A 24,202-nucleotide genomic window follows, 5' to 3' on the forward strand; every position below is an offset into this window, starting at 1 on the left:
AAATAATGTACGCATGGATTTTTCGAAATCTGCCCGGGCCGGTGTGGTTACGCATTATTGAGGCATTGATCCTGATCGCCGCGGTCGTGTTATTGCTGATGGTGTATGTTTTCCCTTGGCTGTCGCAGTACAGCCCCTTTACCGACTCTACGATTGGCCAGCTAACCCCGTGAGCACCACCAAGATCCTCGTAATCGACAATTACGATAGCTTCGTTTATACCCTCGTCGGTTACCTTCAAGAGCTCGGCGCGGAAACCACGGTGTACCGCAATGACATGATTAGCCTAGAACAGGCGATTAAACTTGCTTCCGGATACGACGGAGTATTGATCTCTCCCGGGCCAGGGGATCCTGCGGGAGCGGGAGTGAGCATCGACTTGATCAAATGGTGCGGCGCAAACTCCAAGCCGATGCTCGGCGTCTGCCTTGGCCACCAAGCGTTGGCCGAAGCTTATGGAGGCACCGTCACACATGCCGAAGAACTGATGCATGGAAAGACCTCATTGGTCAGCCATGAAAATCATCCGGTGTTCAAGGACGTTGCCAACCCATTTACCGCAACGCGCTACCATTCTCTGGCTGCTGTGCGGGAGAGCATTCCGGAGGCATTGGAAATTATCGCGCAGACCGCCGGGGGAGTCATCATGGGCTTGGCGCACCGCAGCGCTCCACTATGGGGACTGCAGTACCACCCAGAATCTGTGCTCACCGAACAGGGTTACCAGATGCTCGGCAATTGGTTGGAGTTCGTCGGCCTGCAGGGCGCGTCCAGGAAAGCTGCGACCCTCAGCCCGCTATTTAGCGGCGAGTAGCTACCCGTTCTGGTTCCCTCTGCCTTTCCCATTTCCATTTGTGGACTGGGGAGGCTTTGAAGGTTCTGGCTTCGAAGAATTAACTTCTTCTGGTTCGTCCGTTCCCTCGGATTCCTCAGATTCATTGGAGGAGTCCGAGGGGGTAGGCGTTTCGCTGGGAGTGGGTACTACTCGTTCGATCGCTTCAGATACCTTCACCAGGGATCCCTGAGCGACCTCCGTGCCGGAGACGGGTTCCTGCAGGAAAAGAGTGCCTGGCTCCGAATCGCTTTCGATCTCAACGAACTGTGCGCGCAATCCCACATCATCTGCGGTTAACGCTTCCTCCGCCTCCTCACGGCTCATCCCGGAGACATCTGGAACCTTGACCATACCCGTTGAAAGAATCAGGTCAACGGTCGAACCAGCCTTGACCTTCGAGCCTAGCTCTGGGCTAGTTCCAATCACCCAGTCGGTAGGGATGCTCGGGTGGTTTTTGCGGCTGACCTCGCCTACCACTAGACCGGCCTCGCGGATTGCATCGCGGGCGGCTACCTCGGATTGGTTCTCCAAAGATTCCGGAATGCTCCGATCTTCGGATCCGTCGGAGATGAAAAGCTTCACCGTGGAATCCTTGGGAAGATTGGTTCCGTTGTCCGGGTCGGTGCGCGTCACCTTATTCTCATCGATGTCGTCGCTGAATTCATGCTCGACGTCCACCTTGAAGGTCGCATCGTTTAGTAAACGTGTGGCATCGTTCTCCGAGAGGTTCTTAACCTCGGGGACTGCTACGGGCGCGCGCTGTTCGGCCTCCGCTTGCAACGACCGGATGACAAGGAAGCTGGCGATGCCCACCGCGACCAAGGCAATGATGGTCAACAACCAAATCAAGCCACGATTAGACCGATGCTCGGTCTCGCGCGCATCTGAACGGGCGGAGAAGACCGGGTGCTCATTGGTGACCGGGTGTTGGGGTGAAGAACTTTCCTCTGTCTGTTCATAAAACGGCACGGACGCGGCGAGGATCGTCGCCGACTCATCCCGGTATTCAATGCCGTTTAGCGCGTCCTCTAGGGCCGATGCAAAGGCTCCTGCAGACTGGAAGCGTTGGTCTCGTTCCTTGGCCAAGGATTTGAGCACCACCGGGTCATAGATTTCCGGCAGTGCGCTGTTGACTTCACTCGGCGGAACGGGGTTTTCACCAACATGCTGGTAGGCCACGGAGACCGGGGAGTCTCCGGTGAAAGGCGGCTGGCGGGTGATCAGCTCATAGAAGAGGCAACCGGAGGAGTAAATATCCGAACGGTAATCCACCAGCTCACCGCGTGCTTGTTCGGGGGAGAAGTATTGCGCGGTGCCAACCACGGCGGCGGTCTGCGTCATCGTGGCTGAAGTGTCCATGGCTCGGGCGATCCCGAAGTCCATGAGTTTCACGTGGCCCTCATCGGTCAACATGATGTTTGCCGGTTTGATATCGCGGTGCACCACATTCTTCATATGCGAATGATCCAGTGCATCGCAGACCCCGCGGATCAGTTCGACCGCATACTGCTCGTCGACCTGCTCTTCGCTGAGTACCTGCTTGAGGGTTCGCCCGGAGACGTATTCCATGACGATATATGGTGAGGTGGAGTTACTGTGTTCAGCGGCCGGCAGTTCACCGGTGTCATAGACCGCTACGATATTCGGGTGGCTCAGTCCGGCCACGGATTTCGCCTCGCGACGGAACCTATTGACCACCATCGGATTATCTGCGGTGTCTTGCCGCAGAACCTTCACCGCAACTTTACGCGCGAGCGTACGATCGGTGGCCAAATAAACGTCGGCCATGCCTCCGCGGCCGATCAACGAGTGAATTTCGTAGCGGTCGGCGATCAGCCGGGGCAAGCCTGGCGGCAATGCATCAAATTCACTCATGGTGCTTCGCTTGTGCCTGTTTCTTCTGGTGCTGCTGACTCGGTCGCGGTAGGCGTAGGGGTTGGGGTAGGCGTTGGCGTGGGGGATTCCTCAGGTTCTGGGCCCAAGGAAATCACCAAGGAGATACGCGATCCCGGGGTGACCTGGGTGCCTTCGACAGGAGACTGGCTCAGTACCGTGTTCGCTACAGAAGAGTCGTATTCTTCCCCGCCCTTAGCCACCGCAAGGCCGGAGTCCTGCAACAGCTTCTGCGCAGCCTCATAGCTCATGCCGGTTACCGCGGGAACCTCGGTCATCTCAGGCGCCTTGGCATAGCTGACCTTGATGGTGGATCCTGGTTCAACGCTGCCGGTTGGGGAAACCGAAAGAACCTCGCCCGGATCGTCATCGGTGGATTCAACGGCCGTGGCATCAACTTCTAAGCCAAGTGAAGTCAGCCTGCTGGTCACCGTGTCGATATCTTGGCCGACCAAATTAGATGGGACGGTCACGAACTGCGCAGTCTCCGAAGCTTCGGTCGTCTCGACGCTGGGTTCCGTGGTCTCGTCACTCGGCTCGGTAGTTTCCTCGCTCGGCTCGGAGCTCTCCACCGAGGCGGTGGTGCTGGCCGGCGGAACGGTTGGCTCCTCGTTCGACGAGTTGATCTTAGGAATCAGCCATGCGCCGAGGGCGATGAGTGCGGCCAACACGATGACAACGACCAATGGAATGATCCACGGGTTTCGCTTTTCATCGGGGTAATCTTCTTGGCGGTCCACCTGACGCTCATCGAAGTCTTCGTCGTCGTAACCTGCAGCGGCTAGTCCGGCTTCTGCCGGCGCAACTACCGTCGGCATGGCATCTGTCAATGGCGGTGCGGTTTCCACCGGAGTCACCACGCGTGTCGCGTCATCTGCGATGTTCAGCGCCTGCGTAGCATCATCCTGCACACCGGTGATCAGCATTCCGGGTACTGCGATGGTCGCGGTGTCCGTATCGCCCTTGCGCAGTGCCTCGGCGGCGTCGGCCAACGAATTGGCATTGGCTGGCCGGTCTGCCGGATTTTTGGCGAGCATCGACATGATCAGCTGTCGCACCGGTGCCGGAAGCGAGTCCGGCAGGGCTGGAGGTGCGTCGTTGACTTGAGCCAACGCGATGGCGATCTGCGATTCTCCGGTGAATGGACGACGACCTGCAAGGCATTCGTAGCCGATGACGCCCAACGCGTAGATATCCGAGCTGCCGGTGGCGATCTGCCCGGTGGCTTGCTCCGGGGCCAAATACTGAGCGGTGCCCATTACCTGTCCGGTGGCGGTCAGCGGGACCTGATCGGCCAGACGGGCGATGCCGAAATCGGTAATCTTCACGACACCGGTAGGCATGACCAGGATATTTCCCGGCTTCACGTCGCGGTGAACCAGACCGTGCTCGTGGGCCGCGGCCAACGCACGTGCGGTTTGAGCGATCAGCGACAAGGTGCGGTCAACGTCGAGCTTGCGTTCGCGTTCAATAATCGTCGAAAGCGGCGGGCCGGGAACGAGTTCCATGACCAGGTAGGCGGAACCCTGTTCCTCACCGTAATCAAAAACTCCGGCAATGCCCGAGTGGTTCAGCAGCGCCGTATGGCGCGCCTCGACGCGGAAACGAGTCAAAAAGCTCTCGTTGTCCGTGTATTCCTCTTTTAGAATTTTGATCGCTACAAGGCGTCCGAGAACCTGGTCTCGTGCCTTCCAGACCTCGCCCATGCCACCGATCGCGATGCGGTCGGTCAGCTTGTATCGACCGCCCAAGGTGGTGCCCGTTACTGGCCTCACTTGTTGAACACCGCCTCTGTCATCTTCTTCATCAGTGACCCGGCCGTGTTGTGGCCGGTGTTGTAATCTACTTGCTCAATATTGACCGTGATAGCCACTTGAGGATCATCGCCCGGTGCGAAACCGGTAATCCAGGAATTCACGATCGGGGTTCCGTCGTCTTCGGTCCGGACCTGAGCGGTACCAGTCTTGACTCGCAGGTCTACGCCCGGTACCGCGGCGTTCATCGCGGTGCCGGAAGTGACCGGTCCCTTCATCAAATCTGCCACCGTGTTGGCGACTTCTTTGGTCGTAGCCGTGGAGAACGCTTTCGGTTTAGGATCTTCGATAACTCGCAAATCCGGAGCTATAACCTTATCGACCATATTTGGCTGCATAATCACCCCGTCATTGGCGATAGCCATGGCAACCATATTCATCTCCAAAGGGGTGGTCTTGGTATCAAACTGGCCGATGGTGGACATCGCCAACTCCGAAGCAGTGATCCCCGTGGGGAATACGCTGGCAGTGACGGACTGCGGAATGTTCAGCTGCTGCCCAAAACCGAAGCGTTCGGTAACATCCTCGTAGGCTTCCGCGCCGAGCTTCTCGCTGATGCCAACGAATGGGGTATTACAGCTCTGGGTGAAAATGAAATCCAATTTCGCCTGCGGGCGGCGAGCACAGATGCCCTCTTCAAAGTTGCCAAGCGGAGTGTTGGTTCCCGGCAAGGTGACCTTGGTTGGGTTATCCAACACGGTATCCAGATCATATTCACCGGATTCAAGCGCTGCTACGGTACTCAAGATCTTGAATGAGGAGCCCGGTGCGACCAGATGGCCGATGGCCGGATTGGTATAAGGGCTCAAGCCCTTAACGTTTGTCAGCTTCTTCATGTTCTCGGCCGCGACCGAGGTTGAATGAACCGCCAAATCGTTCGGATCGTAGCTCGGCTTCGAAGCCATAGCCAAAATGTCCCCGGTTTTCGGATCCGTCACCACAATGGTGGCGCGTAGCCCATCGGGAATCATCTCGTAGGCCTTCTTTTGCAGCTCACCATCGATGGTCAACTCGACTGAGGCACCTTCGGCGGTCTGTCCGGTGAACATCGCGGTGAGCCGGTCGAAGACAAGGTCGGAACTGCTTCCGGTCAACCAGTCATTGAGCTCGGACTCTAGGTGTGTGCTGCCATTGGCCAACGAGTAGTAGCCGGTTAGGTGAGCGTATTGCTCAGGGTCGTTGTACTGGCGCTGATAGGTGAATTGACCGTCGTCGGTGGGCACCGATTCGGCAATGGGCTTGCCATCCACCAAAATGGCACCTCGCGGCAGGTCGAACTCACGGAAGAGCTGGCGCTTATTTAATGCGTTGTCGGCAAGCTTCTCGGAGCTGAAGAACTGGATGTAGCTCAACCCGGCCAGGCAAATAACAAACATCATGGTCAGTGCGATCCAAACACGCTTAATGGCTTGATTCATACGTTCTTCACCGCCTTAGGGGTTGTAGCTCCCGGGGTCGCAATCTCGTCTGTAGGTCCCACGCCACCGGTCATCGGGCGGCGCGAGTTATGCGAAATCATCAGCAACAACGAGATGATGATCCAGTTAGCGAGCAAGGAGGAGCCGCCGGCAGCCATAAATGGAGTGGCCAGACCGGTCAGTGGAATCAAGCGGGATACTCCGCCGATGATGACAATGCACTGCAGTCCCAGGGTGAAAGATAAACCTGCGGCAAGCAGCTTGCCGAAGGTATCTCGCGAACCCAAAGCAGCGCGCAATCCGCGGCTGATCAGCAGCATATACAGCAAGATAATTGCAGTCAGGCCAATCAGGCCGAGCTCTTCACCGAAGGAAGCAATGATCATGTCCGAGTTTGCTAGCGGCACACGGTATGGGGATCCTTCCCCTAGACCAGTACCGAAGAGGCCGCCATCGGCCATGCCGAAGAGGCCTTCGACAATCTGCATGCTGCCGCCTCTGGCCTGGTAAATCTCCGGGTCGAATGCATTGAGCCAGACGTCGATGCGCCGAGTCACGTGACTCATCGTCGTAGCTGCGAAGACACCGCCAGCCGCAACCATGAGCAAACCGATCAGCACCCAGGAGATGCGCGCGGTAGCCACATAGATCATCACGATGAAAAGGCCAAAGAAGAGAATCGAGGAACCTAGATCGCGCTGGACCACCAGTACGCCGATAGACAAGACCCAGGCCACAACCATCGGAGCCATGTCTCGCAGGCGTGGCAGCTGAAGTGGGCCGATTTTACGACCGGCCATCAAAATTAGATCTCGGTTGGAGGAGAGGTATCCTGCAAAGAAGATCGACAAGGTGATCTTTGCCAGCTCGCCTGGCTGCATCGAGAATGCGCCGAGCCGAACCCAAATTCGGGCACCGTTTATAGTCACGCCGAAACCGGGAATCATTGGCAAAAGCAGCAAGATGATCGATGCCAACAAGGCAATATAGGTGAAGCGGCGAAGCATTCGATGGTCGCGGATTGCCCATAAAACGATGGCAGCAATGATCACCGCAATGGCCGTCCAGAGCAGCTGGCGCATCGATTGACTCGTGGTTTTAGCCAAATCAATGCGGTGAATCATGGCGAGGCCAAGTGAGTTCAAAGCCACCGTAATTGGAAGTATTACTGGATCGGCATATTTTGCGAAGATGCGTAGCATAATGTGCATCAGCAGCGCGAGTCCAGCCAAAATTCCGGTTTGTACAAAGAAGTCTTTGCTGTCGTCGCTGTCCGATGAACTTCCAACGAGGAAGAAGGCCGCGGCGCCGACGCTCAGTGCCAGCAGTAGCAGGACCAGCTCAAGGTTGCGCCGTGGAACCGGTGCGGTGTGCAGTTCGCTCATCGCATGATCTCCTGACAGTAGGCTGGCGGTAAGGGAATGTCATTGCTGGCTCCGTTTGTGCTTGGGGCCATGACCGGACAATTCTGTTTCGCTGTTACCAGCAACTCCTGAATCATCATGCTTGCATGTTCGAGGCTGTCTGCCGGGATCGCTGATTCGACTCGTTGACGCGCATACTCTGGCAACGCTTCGAGTGGGATGCTGCTGACCGTATCAACCTCGGAGAGCGAGATCGGGCCGAGCTCTTGTGGAACGCCCTTGTAGATGGCGACCTTATCTCCGACAGCGCCAACAAAGAATTGAGTTTGCGTCCACATGTAGCCCCAGACCCCGAGCCCGATCACCAAAATAGTGATCATGGTCAGCAGCAGCGGCATGATCCAGCGGCGGTGCGGCGCCCTGGACTCGAGTGGATCAAGGATTTCGCCGGCAGCTGGTGAGCGGTGCGTCAACAGCGCAGCGGCGCGTCGCTCGCCGGTGTGTTGGGTGACTACCGGTATCTGCCCGGTCTGCGTGGCAAGCTGAGCTGCCCCGACCAAGAGATGGGGCCGCTGAGAAATTTCATGTCGCAAGACCGAAGCGCTCGCCTCGATATCGCCTTCAGCGGCAATTGTCAGCTGGCCGGTATCCGGCGCCGGCTCGAGAACGGAGGGTTCGGAGTCTTCAGACTCGTCCACCTCGACTAGCTCAAATATGACCACGGTGACGTTATCCGGGGCGCCATTGCGCAGGGTCGTAGCCACTAGTTCATTGACTGCAGCATTCATGTCTGCGGTGCCGCGTATGATTTGTTCGATAACGGGCACAGCTACCGCGTCGGTCAGACCGTCGGAGCACAACAGCCAGCGTTCTCCGGCGGTTGCCTCTAGCTGTTGCACATCAAGTTCGGGGGAGGCATCCGAATCGCCAAGCACGCGCAACAAAACGTTCTTATGCGGGTGCGTCTCCGCCTCGTGGGGTTGAATTCGCCCCTCTTCGACAAGCCGCTGAACGAAAGTGTGGTCGCGGCTGATCTGTTCAAATTCGTTGTTTTTCAGCCGATATGCCCGGGAGTCCCCAATGTGAGCCATATGCAGCGTTTCGTCCGAAAGCAACAGCGAGGTGACAGTGGTACCCATCCCCGAAAGCTTCGGGTTCGCGCCTACCAGTTCATTGAGAACCAGATTGGCCGCCTGAATTTCATCGGGAAGCGCGTTTTGCGGGTCGGCGGTGAATCGTTGGTCTAGATGCACCAGATCTAGCACGGTGGACGCTGAAGCCACATCGCCGCCGACGTGCCCGCCCATTCCATCGGCAAGCACCGCAAGGTACTCGCCGGCATATGCGGAGTCATCGTTCTTTTTGCGTACGCGTCCGACGTCGGACATCGCAGCGAATTTAAACTTTAACGCCATTGGCTAAGCCTTCAATTCCAGAACAGTCTTCCCGATGCGGATTCGCTGTCCCGGTTCCACCGGCTGCGCGCGGGTGAGCTGGGCGTCTCCTACGAAGGTGCCATTGGTGGAGCCAAGGTCCTCAATGAACCACCGGGAACCTTGCGGGAAAAGTCGTGCATGGCGACCCGAAGCGTAATCGTCTTCGAGCACCACAGTGGCATCCTGCGCGCGGCCAAACATGATCGGCTGGCCCTGCAATGGAATGCTGCGCCCTGCCAACGGGCCTTCCACGATCTGCAAGGTATGGGCTGACTTGCGCGTGCTCATCTCTGGTTCGGCGAGTTCTGGATTCTTTTTCAGTGCTCGGGCGCTGGGTGCTCCGGTTCGAGCTCGTGCGCCGATTGCCAAGTCGCGGCGCATCGCACCGACGATGCTCAGTACGAGCAACCAAATCAAGACAAGAAAGCCAAGTCGGAACAGGTTGAGAACCAGATCATTCATGCACGGCCTCCGTTGCTAGGCGTAATTAGGCGAAAGACTATCTTGGTCTGCCCGATAGTGATGATCGAACCGTCCAATATACGCGTCTCGCCCGTAATCTTTTTACCGTCCACGTAGGTGCCGTTGGTTGAACCCAGATCGGTGACGGCGTAAGTGCCCCTATCTTTCTCTTCAACACGGATGTGCTGTCGCGAAACTCCGGTGTCATCCACCGGAATGTCTGTGCTCGCTGAACGCCCAAGCACGATCGAATGGTGATGAAGCGCGAAACGTTGTCCATTGACCTCGACAACCGCCTGTTTGGGAAGTGGTGAGGCGACCGGTGCCGCCGGCGGGGGAGTAGGGCGTGGCTGTGCAGTGGTTTTTGGGGACGGAGTCGAGGCGGCCCGTTCCTGCTGCGGTGCGGGGGTTTTTGCCTTCACCGGGGCCGAAGCAACCGGGTTAGCGCTGGAGTCCTTGATGGAACCGGAAACTTCCATTTCGCCGGACTTCAGCTCTTGGGAATTCACGAAATGAATCATGATGTTTCCTTGAACCGAATAGCCTTGGCTCACCGCATGCTCCGCGGTGACCTTGGCCATCTCGTTGACTACAGGTGAGCCCCATGCCTTGGCTGTTGCGAAGTCTTTGTCGCTCAACGAGACGATGAAATCGTTCGGAGCAAGACTGCGGCCCTCGCTGATCGTAAGAATTCCGCGATCCATTTCATTGCGTAGGGCGCTGGAGAGTTCAACCGGCTTAATATCTGCGGTGCTGGTGCCACGAAAGAAGCTGGTGACGACCTTCTCTAAGCCTCGTTCGACGTTGTCGAGAAAGCTCATTACGTGTGCTCCTTTCCTGTAAACCACGCCGTTTCTAGGCCTGGCGGTATTGGTCTAATGCCCTCGCGACACAGAACTTCATTTTCGATCTTACTGTTTACAGCTGTGCAATTCCCGGAAATATCCTTGAAGGAACGACCAGCATCATATTCAACGCACCAGCGGCCCAAAAGGTTTCATGTGGCGCTAAGCACATGTGGGTCCTCTGATTAGGTGAACAATAAAAGATGCGTGTAAGCTATTTCTTGTTGCCGCGAGAGCGGGAATCATGCGCGAGTGGCGGAATTGGTAGACGCGCTGGCTTCAGGTGCCAGTGCTCGCAAGGGCGTGGGGGTTCAAGTCCCCCCTCGCGCACATGAGAAAAGAACCTCTCACTAGTCTGTAAAGACCAAGTGAGAGGTTCTTTTTGTTAATCTGCGTGTAGTCTCGATTTCGATTTTTGGACTTCGCCGCAAGTTCTCGCGGCACGGGGACCAAAGGTTATCTAGAGAACCCAGTAAATCCTCGCAATAATTCGCTGCCCGCTATCTATGCAATCGGCTTCACCCGAGAAAATTATCGGCCGGGTGTGGGAGGCTTCACTTTTCCGGCTTTCTATCCAGCCGTGTTCTCTTCATTGCCCATCACATAGAATCGGCCTGGAAAGACTTCGTAAACTGATGGGGCATCATGGTCGACACCAACAAAATCTTTGAGCTGGCAGGAGCTGTCCGCCAAATCAAGAGCCGACTGGTATTGCACTTCGATCAGGAATCGAGTCAAAAACTACCCAGTCGTGGGCAGGTGGCTGTGCGCCTGGTGGATTCAGACCAAAGTGTCGTCTTGGAACCAGATGGGCGGCGTGGTCATTGGCTGCCAGCCGAGCAGCTTGATCTTGAACTAGGGCAGAACACCATATTGAAGGTGGCAATCGCAGATCGGTGGCCAGAGGTAACCCTCCCGGAAGATCTGGCCGGGGCCCTTGCCGAGGCGAGCGATCTGCAAGACACCTGGGACGGGCTGACTCCCATGGCCAGATGGGAGTGGGCGCGTTGGGTCGAATCGACGAAAAACACTTCGACCCGTGAGCGGCGGGTGGAGGTCAGTATTTCCAAGCTGCGCGATGGCAAGAGGCGTCCGTGCTGCTTTGACTTGTCTTCCTGCACCGACCCAGAAGTTGCCAAGAGCGGAAAGCTCATCGACTAGCTACTGGGCTCCGCCGCTGGAAGCGCGAACCATCAGCTCGCTGGACAACAGCAATTGGGACTGCTCAAGGTTCTTCCCGTCGATCAGGGTCCGTAAAGCCTGCGCGGCTTGAATGCCAACGGTTTGGGCATCGAGGCGAACGCTGGTCAGCGAAGGGTTGGACGTGGCAGAGAATGGCAGGTCATCGAAGCCGGTGACCGCTAGCTCCTGCGGGATCCGCACTCCCGCTACGCTTGCGCCGTGCAATACGCCGTAGGCATGCGTGTCGGTGGCGCAGGCCAACGCGGTGATGCCAGCGTTTTTCCATTGTTTCCAGTTCGCTGAGAAGGTCTCTGCCGCATCCCCCATTTCAATGGTTGACGATCTGATCGCGGCTGCCGGAACTTCCATGCCGTGTTCGGCTGCTGCGCTTAGGAAGGCTTCGCGCCGCATGCGCAGTGTGGCTGTTCCGGTGGTTGCGTCTAGGTAGCCAACCTTGCGATGCCCCTGTGAGGCCAGATGAGCGGCCACCTCTCGAGCGCCTTGGAGTACGTCAAAATTTACCGACGGAACGTTGTCCGGCGCATCCGGTGCATCGAGTGCAATCAGTGGCAGTGGGCTGGATAGCTCAGCGAGGAATTCCGGTGTGGGCGCATGGACGAGCAGTCCGGCTGGGCGCAGGCCCAGCAGGCGCCGGATTTCGGCGGCGCTGGGGGATAGGCCGGCGTCGGTGACCGAAAGCAGCAGCTGGTAATCTTCGCCAAGAACCCCGCGCACCCCGGCGATGAGCTTAGCGAAGAATGGGTTGGAAATATCCGGAGCCACCAAGATGACCAGCGAGCTGACCCCCCGAGCCAGTGAACTGCCGATGCTATCCACGTAGTATCCGAGCTCGCGGATCGACTCGCGGACGCGTGCTTCGTTTCGGTTGGAGACTCGGCCGCTGGACTTGCCATTGGCCACCAGCGAGACAGTTGCCGTGGAAACTCCAGCATGAGCCGCGACCATGGCAGCAGTGACCTTACGCGCTGGCTGGGTTCCGTTCGACGAATCACCATTATTCATGGCTCCATCCTAGTGTGCCGTGCAGGGCATGCAATGCATACAGTTAAGCGCTTGACGCTTTGTGCTATCCGGGGAAGAATCAAGGATAACTACACATCGAGCTCCCGGTAGTCGGCTATCGGGCGGATCAAGGGCGCAAATGAGTACACCACGCAAGATCATCCTCGACTGCGATCCGGGGCACGACGACGCGGTCGCCATTCTGTTGGCACACGGAAATCCGCAGATCGAGCTGCTTGCGGTAACTACCGTCGTTGGAAATCAGACGTTAGAAAAAGTTACCGACAATGCACTGGCAGTGGGTACCATCGCCGGGATCACCGGAGTGCCATTCGCTGCCGGTTGCCCCCGCCCGCTGGTCCGCAATATCGAAACCGCTCCCCAAGTGCATGGCGACTCCGGGATGGACGGCCCGGCTCAGCCTAAACCGCGAATCGAATTAGACGAGCGCCATGCCGTGGATCTGATCATCGAAATAATCATGTCGCACGAACCGGGCGAAATTACGCTGGTGCCCACCGGGGCATTGACGAATATCGCGCTGGCCGTGCGCCGCGAACCGCGCATTGTCGAACGTGTGCGCGAGGTTGTGCTGATGGGCGGCGGCTACCATACCGGCAACTGGAGCGCCGTTGCCGAATTTAACATCAAGATCGACCCGGAAGCGGCGCATATCGTCTTCAATGAGAAGTGGCCGGTCGTCATGGTGGGCTTGGATCTCACCCATCAGGCACTGGCCACCAAGGAGGTCGTGGAACGCATCGAGCGAATTGGCACCGGTCCGGCAAAGTTCGTGCGAGAGCTCATGGACTTCTTCGCGCAGGCCTACCGTGATCACCAGGGTTTTGACGCCCCACCGGTACATGATCCCTGCGCCGTGGCCTATGTCATCGACCCGACAGTGGTGCGAACCCTGCGCGCTCCGGTCAGTGTTGAGCTGCGCGGCGAGTTGACCCTTGGAATGACGGTGGCTGACTTCCGCGCCCCAGCCTCGGCCGACTGCCACACCTCGGTGGCCGTGGACCTGGATCACGAGCGCTTCTGGGATCTGGTGGTCGACTCCTTGGAACGCATCGGTGAGGTCGAGCTAACAGAGTAATTTCGGCAAAATCCGTCGAATTGTGATGACAGTCAATGCCAAAGCGCACCGTCGTGCATAGACTGGAGATAAATACAGCTCAGGAGGCGAAGTGGCAGTCAAAACCCCGCACCAGAACGTAACATTCGAATCGTCCGGAACTCAGGCGCACGGTTATCTTGCGCTTCCAGAGTCCGGTAAAGGTCCCGGCGTCATCGTGATCCAAGAATGGTGGGGGCTGACTGACCACATTCGCGATATCGCTGATCGTTTGGCTGCCCAAGGTTTTGTCGCGTTGGCTCCGGATCTCTACGGCGGCTGGATCACCCATGATGGCGACGAGGCCGGCAAGATGATGTCCGAACTGCCAGAAGACAAGGGCGCACAGCTCTTGTCCGGTGCGGTCGACTACCTGCTCGCCAGCGACAATGTCACCGGCAGCAAGCTGGGAACCATTGGCTTTTGCATGGGCGGCGGTTTCGTCTTGCAGCTGGCAGCTCAGCAGGGCGAAAAGATCAACGCTGCGGTTCCGTTCTACGGTGTAGGCCAGGGCGTACCCAATGAATTCAGCGCAGTGCGCGCGGCAATCCAAGGCCATTACGCGAACTTTGACGACTCCTACCCGGCCGCTGTGGCCAAGGCCCAGGAGGAGCAAATCCGCCGAGAATCCGGTGCTGAGGTTCAGTACTTCTACTACGACGCCAAACACGCATTCCATAACGACGAGAACCCTGCGGGCAACTACGACGCACAGCTCGCGGCCTTAGCCTGGCAGCGCGCCGTCGACTTTTTGCGACAAAAAGCCAACTAAGCACATAAAGTGGTAGGCATCACAGTTGGTGTATGCCTCGAATACTTCCGAAGCAATCCAAATTCAAGGAGAAATTAATGTCTGAAACTATTCTCGTGGGTGTTGACGGTTCCGAAACCGCGCAGCGTGCAGCTCGCCGTGCGGCCGAACTTGCAGTGAAGCTCGACGCCGAACTGGTGGTGCTCACCGCACACGCCTCGGACAACACCGAGGTCGTTTCCATCGGCAGTGACACCTGGATCCTCGACGACGCCGAGCAGGCCCGCAAGCTGGCCCAGCGTGTGGCAAATGACGTGCGCAATGCGGTACCAGGCGTGAAGATCAGCGCCGCTGCCGGCCACGGCAAGCCAGGCGACGTCTTGATCGCCGATGCAACCGACCGCGGTGCCTCGATGATCGTCGTTGGCAACGTTGGCATGAAGGGTCTGGGCCGCGTGCTCGGCTCGGTCGCCTCCTCGGTAGCCCACTCGGCTCCATGCGACGTGCTTGTGGTCAAGACCGACAAGTAAGCGAAATTTGAACTGCGGCGGGCATGGATCATTCCTAGCCCGCCGCAGTGCTTTAACCGAACCCCATCCGAGCAAAAGACCAGTAGGCTTTAATCGTGCAAAAACTTCGAGTTTCCTACGTAGCAGGCGTCACCCCGGGCAAGTGGATAGATCGCTTCACCGAACGCTACCCGCAGGTCGAGTTCGTGCCCTCGCGTTATGACGGCGACGATATCCTCCAGCTACTGGCAGCAGATCAGGCCGATGCGGTATTCGTGCGCTACGCCGGAGATTCGCCGAAGGACGCCAGCCGCCACGTCATTCCGCTCTACGAAGAGCTCGAGGTGGTCTGCGCGGCCAAGGACCACGATGTGGAGTACTACGAGGAAACCATCGATGAGCAGGAAGTCGCGAAATTCCCGCAGCTTGATCTGTCCGAGTACCCAGAAGAGGTCGGCGGGACCCCGATAGCGATGGAAGTTGTAGCCTCCGGCGCCCAGGTCCTGCGCGTTCCGCAGAGCATCGCCCGGCTGTACCAGCGCAAAGACGTGGTTTACCGCATCATCGAAGGCGGAGCGAGAACACAGATCGGCATCGCCTGGCCTACGGCCCTGGAGGATACCGAAATGGTCGATGAATTCATCGGCATCGTCCGCGGACGCGGCGCAAACTCCTCGCGCCAGGCCTCGGTGCGCAGCACCCAGCAAGAAGCCAAGGCAGTTAATGACAAGCTGCGTGCGGCAGCCAAGGAAAAAGCGAAGCTGCGCGCAAAGCAAGAAAAACAAGCTAAGGCCAAGGCGCGTTCAGGTGGGGCCAAATCCCGCAAGCGCCGATAATAACCTAGTCAGCCATGCTAGAGACATGAGAGAGTATGCAATATGGAGCAATTCGATACCCTCAGTCTAAGCACGCAGGGCAGCGCCCTGATTATCACCATCAACCAGCCTGCCTCGATGAACGCGCTCGCACTTGAGGTCGTCGCAGACCTCGAGCGGGCCCTTGACTACCTTGAATCCAGTGGGTTCAAGCACCGTGGAGTCGTCATCACCGGTGCGGGAGAGAAGGCTTTCGTAGCCGGGGCAAATATCGTGCAGATGAACACGATGGACGCCGCTGCCGCCGAGGCCTACGGCCGACGCATGCACCAGGTCACCGAGCGGCTCGAATCGCTGCAGTTACCGGTGATCGCGGCCGTGAATGGTTTCGCGCTGGGCGGCGGGTGCGAACTCGCCTTGGCGTGCGACTTCATCTACGCCTCGCAGAAGGCGAGTTTCGGACAGCCCGAGGTTACGCTCGGCCTGGTGCCCGGATTCGGTGGATCGGTACGTCTGCCACGCCGCGTGGGAAATGCGATGGCACGGGAACTGATCTTCACCGGCCGCCGGATTAAAGCCGAGGAGGCACTGCGCATTGGCCTAGCGAACCGCTTGGCGGCCCCGGAAGAACTGCTGCATCAAGCCGTCGCGAGCATCGAGGAAATGGCGAAGGTTTCCCCGACCGCCGTGGCGAACGCTAAGCGTGCCATGGTCAAAATGGACTCGGTCAACGTCCATGAAGCTCTCGACCTGGAGGCTCAGAGCTTCCGTGAGGCCTTTAACACCGCTGATTCCGTGGAGGGCCGGGCGGCTTTCGTTGAGAAACGTGCCGCGAACTTCCCCGGAAACTAGCCATGCACTACGGGGCGCATCAGGATCAGTGGCTACGCTTCTATGCCCCTGAAGAGGTTACCGCGCAGGGTGCGGTGATGATCATCCATGGCGGATATTGGCGCGAAAAGTACACCGCGCAGCTCGGTGTGCCACTAGCCGTGGACTTGGCCTCAAGAGGCATCCCCACTTATAACCTTGAATACCGGCGAGGGCCGGGCAGCGCAGCAAAAATGCTGTCGGATGCCCGGCTTGCACTGGCTTTGATCAAGGAAGAGGGTCCGATCACCCTGATCGGGCATTCCGCAGGTGGACATCTCGCATGCCTGCTCGCAGCCCACGAGGAGCGGGTCAGCCAGGTAATTTCCCAGGCCGGCCTGCTCGATCTGCAGCTTGCCCGGACGCTGCGGCTGAGCAACAACGCGGTCAACGAAATGCTCGGCGACTGTGATTTGTCCACGCTGAACCCCGTGGAATTATGGCCGATGGGGGCGCGTGTCGTAATCTTTCATGGACGGGCCGATGCGGATGTCCCGGTGAAAATTGCCCGGCGCGCGGCCGATCATGCCGCGGCACTAGGCCAGCAGCACTCCTTACGGATTTTTGATGGCGATCATTTCACTTGGATCGATCCGTCCAGCCATCAGTGGGAGGCGTGCGTTAAGGCGCTGTATCCGCTGCACTACAAAGGAGCATGATGAACCCGACGGTCATAGGTGAGGCGCTGGTCGACGTATTGGCCTCTGGAATTGCCCCGGCGAAAGAATTTGTGGGCGGAAGCCCGCTGAACGTCGCCGTCTCACTGGCCCGTTTAGGTTACCCGGGCACCCTGATTACCCGCTGGGGTCAGGATGAAAAGGGTGCAAAAATCGAACGCTTCCTGGCCGAGAACGACGTTAAGTACCTCGGCGGCGCCGATGATGAGCCGACGGTTATCGCCCACGGAATCCTGGATCCCGCAGGTGGCGCGACCTTCGCATTCAACGCTTTCTGGCAAATGCCCACCATCGGTCCCGAACTGGCGCAGGACACCGAACTGGTGCACACCGGATCCATTGCCACGCTCTTCAGCCCCGATGAGCTGCTTCCATTGCTGGCGGCCGCACGTCGTCACGCCACCATCAGCTATGACCCGAACCTGCGCCCCTCGCTAGTGACCAATCACGCCCAAACAGTTGCCGAGGTCGAGCAATACGTGGGCCAAGCCGATGTTGTCCGAGTCTCAGGGATCGACCTGAAATGGCTCTACCCGATGCGTTCGGTGCACGAGTCGGCGCGCGCTTGGCTGGCGATGGGTCCGGCAATCGTCGTAGCAACCGCCGGATCGCGTGGCTCTTGGGGAGTGGTGCGCGCGGGCGAGTCCGAGCACACCGCGCAGGCCGTTGAGGTCACGGACACCGTTGGCGCCGGAGATACCTTCACCGCGGCCCTATTGTGCTGGCTGGCCGAACATGGGCTGATCGGTGCGGCGAACCGTGAAAAGCTGGCCCACCTTGCCGTGGACCAGCTCGAGCAAGCCCTGGATTTTGCCGCGCGCGCCGCGTCGGTCACCGTGGGACGCGCCGGCGCGAACCCGCCGAACCGCGAGGAACTTTCATGATCAAGCTGATCGCCTCAGATCTCGACGGAACCATCGTGGCGCGCGACGGGAGCATCAGTGAACGAACTCGCCGCGCCTTCCTGGACGCCCGCGAAGCCGGAATTCACATCGTCTTCGTCACCGGCCGCCCGTTTCGCTGGCTCACCCCCATCATCGAAGCCTTCGGCGGGATGGGGACGGTGATCTGCTCAAATGGCGCGGTGCTCTACGATCTGGAGAAAGACTGCGTCATCTGGTCCCGCACGCTCACCTCTGCTACCGCCAGAGCGGCAGCAGAGATTATCTTGAAGCATGAGCCGAACGCCGCTTTTGCGGCCGAGACCACTCGCGGATTGCACCTGGGCGAGAACTTTGCCGAGCGCCATCGGACCCTTGGCAGCCAGTCGGTATTGGATCTAAACTCGGAAGTCATCGACCAGGAGGGCATCGTGAAGTTTTTGGCTCGCTCCAAAACTCTGCCCATCGATGAGTTCTATGCCGCTGTCGCCCCGGAACTGGAAAAACTTCTTTCGGTGACTCACTCCGCTTTCGATGTTTCGCTGCTGGAAATGGCTCATGTCGACATCCACAAGGCCACCACTCTCGACGTGTACTGCCGCGAACTGGGCATTACCGCCGATGAAGTCATGGCCTTCGGAGATATGCCCAACGACCTCGAGATGCTCGAATACGCAGGCCACGGTTATGCAATGGCCTCCGGCCACCCGCTGGCCTTAGCCACCGCGCAGCACACAGCTGACACCCTCGAGGCAGACGGAGTCGCGCAGGTCATCGAGGGTCTGTTGAAATGACCTACGCGTTCACGCACCGTGGCGTACGACGAGCTGGCGAAGAGAACACGCTGATCGCGTTTCAACGTGCGTGGGACTTGGGCATTACCCACTTGGAAACGGATGTGCGATCTTCAAAGGACGGCACGGTATACGCATTCCACGATGAGACCCTGGACCGGGTTACCGATGCCACAGGACCGCTGGGGGACCGCACGGACGAAGAACTTGCTTCGGTGCGCGTTGCAGGGCAGCCGTTGTGCACTCTCGCCGAATTATTGCGCAGTTTCCCCGAAGCGCTGGTGAACATCGATGTCAAGGACGAGCAGGTAATAGCGCCGCTTGCCCGTTTGATCGAAGAGCTGGGCTGCCACCGGCAGATCGCCTTGGCGTCATTTGATACCTCACGCAGTGCCGCGGTGCAGCATCTCATTTCCAGCCCGATGAAACGTTCCCCCGGCATTCGTGAGATGGCGTTGATCTGGTTGTGCGCCATGGTTTTTGGCCGCGTGCCTAAGCGGCTCATTAGGGATTTTTGGGCGGTGCAGGTGCCCCTCAAGCAGGGATTCCTGCCGGTGGTTACCTCGCGTTTTATCCGTGCCGCACATGACGCGCGGGTGCAGGTGCATGTGTGGGTCATCAATGATGAGCCGACCATGCGAATGCTGATCGATAAAAACGTGGATGCGATTGTCAGCGACGAAGCCGAACTGCTGGTCAAGGTGCTTGGTTAATTCAATAACACGCGTTTGACTAGATACTTCTCCAATATCTTCGCATCTGGATCGAACCCAAGGCCGGGGGCCTGCGGCAGTTCGATCCTACCGTTCTGATCCATGGCAGATTGATGTGGTGCGTGCAGGGGATGCAAAGTTTGCTCCCATTTCACAAACGGAATCTCCAACTCCGGAAGCGGCGTCCCGTTGATGAGGAACTGGGGTGGGTCGAGCGCGAGTATTTGAGCGCTCGCAAGCAACGCAGGCCCGTAGTAGAAGTTGTGCGGCACCACTGGAATACCAAGTCGTTTGCCTGCCTGGCGGACCCTGAGCATTGCCGAGATCCCACCGATTTTGCCTACGCTCGGTTGCGCAAAGCTGAGCGTTTTGGATTCCATGGCCGAGATGAGCCCGGCAACTCCCGAGTGGTTTTCCCCGGCTGAGATGTTTGCGAAGCGAGCGTTGAGTTCACGTAGACCCGTCGTGGAATCGGGTGGAAAGATTGGTTCTTCAACCCAGAGCAGATCCAATGCTTCAAAGCTTGCGATTGCCTGCGCTGCACTGTCCGGATCCCAAGCGCAATTGACGTCCACCATCAGTGGTGCGCTACCTATGCTCCGGCGGGCGGCGGCAATAGCCTCACGGGTGGATTCATGCAGTTTGAAGGCCCTAAATCCCATGCTTTGCGCCTGTTTCACGTGGGATGAAACTTCGTGCGGATCTTCGGCGTAGTGGACCAACGACGCGTAGGCGTGGATCTGGTCTCGCGATCCAGGCTCGATGTATTCGCGTAGCGTCACCTCCGCTTGCTGCGCCTCGAGGTCCCACAGCGCGATATCTATTGCTGAGAGCGCGTAGTGAACCGGACCGGTCCGCCCGAAAGCATGAAATGAATACTCGGCCGCGGGCATGGAAGTGGCGATCCCGGTTTCTTGGCCGATAAAAAATGGGCCGACGATCTCTTCCAGTGCCGCCCAAGTGGCAGGGTTTGATTTGTGGCCAAAGGCTTCACCCCATCCGGTAAGCCCGTTTGTGGTACGGATCTTGACCATGAGTGATTCCATATGGGTGAAATTTCGCGACGATGCATTGAATGTATCGATTGATTCCACATCGGAATCTTCGAGTTCTTGGCGTCCGGCGTCGAATGGCATGGAAATCAAAAGCAACTCAATAGACTGAATGTAATCCTTTATTCTAAGTTTGACTTGAGTCAATGCATCAATCCTTCGTTTTTTCAGAGAAATTTTCTGGCGCAGCAGAGTGCGGCCCATGAGTCTGAGGCGAATTGCGGAACCGCTCTACGTATAACTGAGCTCGATGTGGTTGACCTCACGTTGGTTTTTAGTTTAGCGTGGTGGAATACGCTTTGGAAAGCGCATTCCTAACTATTAGTTATTCAGCTTCTCTAGGAAGCATCGAACCGAGGAGTCAGCCATGTTGGTCCACACTCGCCAAGGGTTCCACCGCACCCTTTCGAACGAGGGCGTTGGTCAATGAGTGCCATTGCTGAATTATCAAGACTAAGCAAGTCCGAGGGTCGCAAGGCTCCTGCCAAAGATAACAAGGCCGGCCACCTCTTCTTGCTGCCGTGGACTATCGGGCTATTCCTGATCACGCTGGGCCCTATGGCAATGTCCCTGTACTTGTCATTCACGGATTACAACCTATTGCAGGCCCCGGAATTCGTCGGCATGGAGAACATCGAACGGATGTTCAGCGACGACCGCCTGCATAATTCGCTTCGCGTGACGTTCACCTATGTACTAGTGGGTGTTCCGCTTCAGCTCGGAGTCGCGCTCGGGGTCGCCATGCTGCTGGATCGTGGAATGCGTGGGCTGTCCTTCTACCGTTCGATTTTCTACCTGCCCTCAATGCTGGGCTCATCGGTAGCTATCGCAGTGCTATGGAAGCAGATCTTTGGTACTACCGGGCTGGTCAACCAGCTCCTGGGACTCGTGGGTATTGAAGGTATGGGGTGGATCTCCGATCCCAGCACTTCGCTGAGCAGCCTCATCTTGCTAAATGTGTGGACCTTCGGCTCGCCGATGGTGATCTTCCTAGCGGGTCTGCGTCAGATCCCCGTCATGTACTACGAAGCAGCCTCGATCGACGGGGCAACTAAATGGCGCCAATTTGTAAGCATCACTCTTCCGATGTTGAGCCCGATTATTTTCTTCAACCTCGTGCTTCAGGTGATTGGCGCCTTCCAGAACTTCACTCAGGCATTCATCGTCTCCAACGGTTCTGGCGGCCCGGCGGATTCAACAATGTTCTTTACCTTGTACCTCTACCAGCAGGGCTTCAAGCAGTTCGACATGGGCTACGCCTCAGCAATGGCATGGCTATTGGTCCTGATCGTCGGTGGTTTCACAGCACTGAACTTCTTCGTTTCTAAGTATTGGGTGTTCTACGATGACTAATCAGACTTCAACTTCGCGCGAGGAACTAGACGCGAATAAATTGACGGCACTTGATGAAGAAGCGCTGTTTGGAGGCCAACCTCCACTGGGCGGAACCGATGACAAGGGTAAAAAGGTCAAAGGCTATCGTCCCAGCGCACGAACCCGCGCACGTTCCATCATCAAGCACACCATCTTGATTCTGGCCGCGCTGGTCATGATCTACCCGTTGCTGTGGATGATCGCTAGTTCCTTTAGACCCAACGATCTGATCTTCCGCGAAGCCGGACTGGTGATCTCGAGCGTCGAGTGGGAAAACTACCCCAACGGTTGGAGCGCACTCTCGGAACCATTCAGCAAATATCTGATGAACTCGGCCATCGTAGTGCTCGGTTGCATCCTAGGGAACCTGGTTTCTTGTTCGATGGCGGCCTACGCCTTTGCCCGTCTGGAATTTAAGTTCAAGAAGATCATGTTCGTGCTCATGTTGATGACCATTATGCTTCCCATTCACGTCATCATCGTTCCGCAGTACATCATGTTCTCGCAGATCGGTTGGGTCAACACCTTCTGGCCCATCATCGTTCCGAAGTTACTAGCCACAGACGCGTTTTTCATCTTCTTGATGATCCAGTTCATCCGCGGCATTCCCAAGGACATGGATGAGGCAGCGCGCATCGATGGCGCAGGCCACCCACGAATTTTCTTGCAGGTGATCTTGCCACTGATGGTTCCGGCGCTGGCCACCACGGCGATATTCACCTTCATCTGGACTTGGAGCGACTTCTTCACCTCGCTGATCTACCTGACGAATCCAAGTAATTACACGGTTCAGGTGGCGCTTAATGCTTTCATCGACTCGACCGGTGAATCGAACTGGGGCGCACTGTTCGCAATGTCGATCATTACTCTCGTTCCTGTTTTCTTGGCCTTCCTCTTTGGCCAGAAGTTCCTGATCAAGGGCATCGCCACTACCGGCATCAAATAACCGCCAGCTATGAGCTCGAGCGAAAGGTCCGAGCCCATTGCCTTGTCAACGATTTCTTAAGGACGCACCCAGATGACTACACCTGCCCGCACCCGGTACGTACTAATCGGCACCGGAAACCGTTGCGAAATGTATCTCACGGCGATCATGGGCGAGCACAGCGACGTCGCCGAGCTCGTGGCATTATCCGATCCGAACCCCGGGCGGATCGAGTACTATCAGGACGTCGTGGAACAGACTTTCGGGCAGAGCCTGGATGCCTTTGATCCCTCGCAGCTAGCCGACTACGTTACCGAGCATGATATTAACCGGGTGATCATCACCAGTCCGGACTACACCCACGCCGACCTCGTTTGCGCGGCGCTGCATGCCGGTGCGGATGTGATTGTTGAGAAGCCGCTGACCGTCGATTCCGCAAGCACCACCCGTATCGCCGCGGCGGTTGCAGAAACCGGCCGAGAAATCATCGTCACCTTTAACTACCGCTACTCCCCGCGAAATACCGCATTGAAGAAGGCCATTGATGACGGCCTAATTGGCGAGGTAACCTCCATCGACTTCAGCTGGGTGCTAGACACCGTGCATGGAGCGGACTACTTCCGCCGCTGGCACCGGATCAAGGAAAATTCCGGCGGATTGCTGGTGCATAAATCTAGTCACCACTTCGACCTTGTTAACTGGTGGCTATCCGACACCCCGCAACGGGTCTTTGCCGCCGGTGGCTTGAAGTTCTATGGCCAGGATAATGCCGCGGAGCGCGGACAGCAGGCCAACGAACGTGGCACTCATGAGTACAGCGAGGCTGAACCTTTCGATCTGGATCTACGCAGCGATCGACGCCTAGAGCAGTTGTACTTGGCCAGTGAACATCATGACGGATATCGACGGGACCAGGGAGTGTTCGCCGGCGAGATCACCATTGAAGACAACTTGGCGTTGACGGTGGAGTACGAGGGTGGCCCGGTGCTGTCATACTCCCTGAATGCACACAGTCCCTGGGAAGGCTACCGGGTCGCAGTCAACGGCACCGCAGGACGTCTGGAATTGGATGTGGTCGAGCGAGCTGCGGTGCTCCCTGCCAAGGGGGGAAGCGCCGTGGATCCCTCCTTCTCGGATGATGGACAGAACACCGCGGTGCGCGCCAAGGGGGAGAAGCTTGTCCTCCAACGGCACTGGGGGCCGGCCGCGGAACTGGAAATCATCAACGGGCAAGGATCTCACGGTGGTGGGGACACGCTCCTGCTGGAGGAACTGTTCCGCGGCACCCGCACGGACAGGTATTCACGGCAGGCTGGATTCTTGGACGGAGCGCGAGCCATCGCCGTGGGAATCTGCGGTAATCAGTCTCTAGAATCAGGACTAGCAGTTGAAGTGATTCATGCTGGCCTTGGAGTTAATTTGTCCCGGGTGGAACAGGTTCAGGTGTAGTTA

At 57.6% G+C, this 24,202-nt stretch carries 24 protein-coding genes and 1 tRNA gene; 16 read left to right on the forward strand and 9 right to left on the reverse strand.

All coding sequences use genetic code 11. From position 1 onward, the window contains the following. Positions 1 to 5 precede the first annotated feature (5 nt). Together LG294_RS00115 and LG294_RS00120 are read left to right on the forward strand one after the other, a co-directional pair. Complete coding sequence (locus tag LG294_RS00115) at positions 6 to 173, forward strand: hypothetical protein (RefSeq protein WP_404288333.1); 168 nt, start codon at positions 6 to 8, stop codon at positions 171 to 173. After that, positions 170 to 814, forward strand: coding sequence for an anthranilate synthase component II (locus LG294_RS00120; RefSeq protein ID WP_404288335.1), 645 nt, complete (start codon positions 170 to 172; stop codon positions 812 to 814). The genes LG294_RS00115 and LG294_RS00120 overlap by 4 nt, the downstream gene beginning before the upstream one ends. On the opposite strand, the gene pknB is transcribed toward LG294_RS00120, so the two are convergent. Genes pknB through LG294_RS00155 form a run of 7 tightly spaced genes read right to left on the reverse strand, consistent with a single transcriptional unit; the run spans position 815 to position 10,043 of the window. After that, on the reverse strand, positions 815 to 2,710 hold the full coding sequence (gene pknB, locus LG294_RS00125) for a Stk1 family PASTA domain-containing Ser/Thr kinase (RefSeq protein ID WP_404288337.1): 1,896 nt from the start codon (positions 2,708 to 2,710) through the stop codon (positions 815 to 817). It lies immediately after the preceding gene. Beyond that, positions 2,707 to 4,503: a protein kinase gene (locus tag LG294_RS00130; RefSeq protein WP_404288339.1), complete on the reverse strand. Its 1,797-nt coding sequence runs from the start codon at positions 4,501 to 4,503 to the stop codon at positions 2,707 to 2,709. The genes pknB and LG294_RS00130 overlap by 4 nt, the downstream gene beginning before the upstream one ends. Next, entirely contained in the window at positions 4,500 to 5,960 is a 1,461-nt protein-coding gene (locus LG294_RS00135; RefSeq protein ID WP_404288341.1) for a penicillin-binding transpeptidase domain-containing protein, read from the reverse strand. The genes LG294_RS00130 and LG294_RS00135 overlap by 4 nt, the downstream gene beginning before the upstream one ends. After that, positions 5,957 to 7,345 carry an FtsW/RodA/SpoVE family cell cycle protein gene (locus LG294_RS00140; protein ID WP_404288343.1) on the reverse strand — a complete coding sequence of 463 codons (1,389 nt, stop codon included), beginning with the start codon at positions 7,343 to 7,345 and terminating at the stop codon, positions 5,957 to 5,959. Before LG294_RS00140 ends, LG294_RS00135 begins: the two co-directional genes overlap by 4 nt. Beyond that, a complete protein-coding gene (locus LG294_RS00145) occupies positions 7,342 to 8,739 on the reverse strand; it encodes a PP2C family protein-serine/threonine phosphatase (RefSeq protein ID WP_404288345.1) in 1,398 nt (465 codons plus the stop codon). The genes LG294_RS00140 and LG294_RS00145 overlap by 4 nt, the downstream gene beginning before the upstream one ends. A gap of 3 nt (positions 8,740 to 8,742) precedes the next feature. Continuing rightward, positions 8,743 to 9,222: an FHA domain-containing protein gene (locus LG294_RS00150; RefSeq protein ID WP_404288347.1), complete on the reverse strand. Its 480-nt coding sequence runs from the start codon at positions 9,220 to 9,222 to the stop codon at positions 8,743 to 8,745. Next, entirely contained in the window at positions 9,219 to 10,043 is an 825-nt protein-coding gene (locus LG294_RS00155; protein WP_404288349.1) for an FhaA domain-containing protein, read from the reverse strand. The genes LG294_RS00150 and LG294_RS00155 overlap by 4 nt, the downstream gene beginning before the upstream one ends. A 270-nt stretch (positions 10,044 to 10,313) precedes the next feature. Here LG294_RS00155 and LG294_RS00160 point away from each other — a divergent pair. Both LG294_RS00160 and LG294_RS00165 read left to right on the forward strand, forming a co-directional pair. Continuing rightward, a tRNA-Leu gene (locus LG294_RS00160) sits at positions 10,314 to 10,397 on the forward strand. 315 nt (positions 10,398 to 10,712) lie between these two features. Next, positions 10,713 to 11,228: a YdeI/OmpD-associated family protein gene (locus LG294_RS00165; protein ID WP_404288351.1), complete on the forward strand. Its 516-nt coding sequence runs from the start codon at positions 10,713 to 10,715 to the stop codon at positions 11,226 to 11,228. Here the strand turns inward: LG294_RS00165 and LG294_RS00170 are convergent, their stop codons facing one another. After that, positions 11,229 to 12,272, reverse strand: a complete 1,044-nt coding sequence (locus LG294_RS00170) for a LacI family DNA-binding transcriptional regulator (protein ID WP_404288353.1) — start codon at positions 12,270 to 12,272, stop codon at positions 11,229 to 11,231. Between the two features lie 139 nt (positions 12,273 to 12,411). Here LG294_RS00170 and LG294_RS00175 point away from each other — a divergent pair, with 139 nt between their 5' ends. The 9 genes from LG294_RS00175 to LG294_RS00215 all read left to right on the forward strand — a co-directional run bounded on the left by LG294_RS00175 (position 12,412) and on the right by LG294_RS00215 (position 19,399). Beyond that, positions 12,412 to 13,371, forward strand: coding sequence for a nucleoside hydrolase (locus LG294_RS00175; RefSeq protein ID WP_404288355.1), 960 nt, complete (start codon positions 12,412 to 12,414; stop codon positions 13,369 to 13,371). 91 nt (positions 13,372 to 13,462) lie between these two features. Beyond that, positions 13,463 to 14,161 carry a dienelactone hydrolase family protein gene (locus tag LG294_RS00180; protein WP_404288357.1) on the forward strand — a complete coding sequence of 233 codons (699 nt, stop codon included), beginning with the start codon at positions 13,463 to 13,465 and terminating at the stop codon, positions 14,159 to 14,161. A 77-nt stretch (positions 14,162 to 14,238) separates the two neighbouring features. Then, positions 14,239 to 14,670, forward strand: a complete 432-nt coding sequence (locus LG294_RS00185; RefSeq protein ID WP_404288359.1) for a universal stress protein — start codon at positions 14,239 to 14,241, stop codon at positions 14,668 to 14,670. A gap of 95 nt (positions 14,671 to 14,765) precedes the next feature. Then, positions 14,766 to 15,485 carry a LysR family transcriptional regulator substrate-binding protein gene (locus LG294_RS00190; protein ID WP_404288361.1) on the forward strand — a complete coding sequence of 240 codons (720 nt, stop codon included), beginning with the start codon at positions 14,766 to 14,768 and terminating at the stop codon, positions 15,483 to 15,485. 42 nt (positions 15,486 to 15,527) lie between these two features. Continuing rightward, positions 15,528 to 16,316: an enoyl-CoA hydratase/isomerase family protein gene (locus LG294_RS00195; RefSeq protein ID WP_404288363.1), complete on the forward strand. Its 789-nt coding sequence runs from the start codon at positions 15,528 to 15,530 to the stop codon at positions 16,314 to 16,316. A 2-nt stretch (positions 16,317 to 16,318) separates the two neighbouring features. Continuing rightward, positions 16,319 to 16,993, forward strand: a complete 675-nt coding sequence (locus LG294_RS00200) for an alpha/beta hydrolase (protein WP_404288365.1) — start codon at positions 16,319 to 16,321, stop codon at positions 16,991 to 16,993. Continuing rightward, positions 16,990 to 17,895, forward strand: coding sequence for a carbohydrate kinase (locus tag LG294_RS00205; protein ID WP_404288367.1), 906 nt, complete (start codon positions 16,990 to 16,992; stop codon positions 17,893 to 17,895). The genes LG294_RS00200 and LG294_RS00205 overlap by 4 nt, the downstream gene beginning before the upstream one ends. Then, positions 17,892 to 18,686 carry an HAD family hydrolase gene (locus LG294_RS00210; protein WP_404288369.1) on the forward strand — a complete coding sequence of 265 codons (795 nt, stop codon included), beginning with the start codon at positions 17,892 to 17,894 and terminating at the stop codon, positions 18,684 to 18,686. Before LG294_RS00205 ends, LG294_RS00210 begins: the two co-directional genes overlap by 4 nt. After that, entirely contained in the window at positions 18,683 to 19,399 is a 717-nt protein-coding gene (locus LG294_RS00215) for a glycerophosphodiester phosphodiesterase family protein (RefSeq protein ID WP_404288371.1), read from the forward strand. The genes LG294_RS00210 and LG294_RS00215 overlap by 4 nt, the downstream gene beginning before the upstream one ends. Here the strand turns inward: LG294_RS00215 and LG294_RS00220 are convergent. Beyond that, the gene (locus LG294_RS00220) at positions 19,396 to 20,433 is read right to left on the reverse strand and encodes a mandelate racemase/muconate lactonizing enzyme family protein (RefSeq protein ID WP_404288373.1); all 1,038 of its coding nucleotides are present in this window, start codon (positions 20,431 to 20,433) and stop codon (positions 19,396 to 19,398) included. The genes LG294_RS00215 and LG294_RS00220 overlap by 4 nt on opposite strands. A 444-nt stretch (positions 20,434 to 20,877) precedes the next feature. On the opposite strand from LG294_RS00220, the gene LG294_RS00225 reads away from it, so the two are divergent. The 3 genes from LG294_RS00225 (at position 20,878) to LG294_RS00235 (ending at position 24,199) form a co-directional block, all read left to right on the forward strand. Further along, entirely contained in the window at positions 20,878 to 21,804 is a 927-nt protein-coding gene (locus LG294_RS00225) for a carbohydrate ABC transporter permease (RefSeq protein WP_404288375.1), read from the forward strand. After that, positions 21,797 to 22,771 carry a carbohydrate ABC transporter permease gene (locus LG294_RS00230; RefSeq protein WP_404288377.1) on the forward strand — a complete coding sequence of 325 codons (975 nt, stop codon included), beginning with the start codon at positions 21,797 to 21,799 and terminating at the stop codon, positions 22,769 to 22,771. Before LG294_RS00225 ends, LG294_RS00230 begins: the two co-directional genes overlap by 8 nt. Before the next feature lie 72 nt (positions 22,772 to 22,843). After that, on the forward strand, positions 22,844 to 24,199 hold the full coding sequence (locus LG294_RS00235; protein ID WP_404288379.1) for a Gfo/Idh/MocA family protein: 1,356 nt from the start codon (positions 22,844 to 22,846) through the stop codon (positions 24,197 to 24,199). Positions 24,200 to 24,202 lie beyond the last annotated feature (3 nt).

Source organism: Glutamicibacter arilaitensis (assembly GCF_044793945.1).
GTDB lineage: Bacteria > Actinomycetota > Actinomycetes > Actinomycetales > Micrococcaceae > Glutamicibacter > Glutamicibacter arilaitensis_B.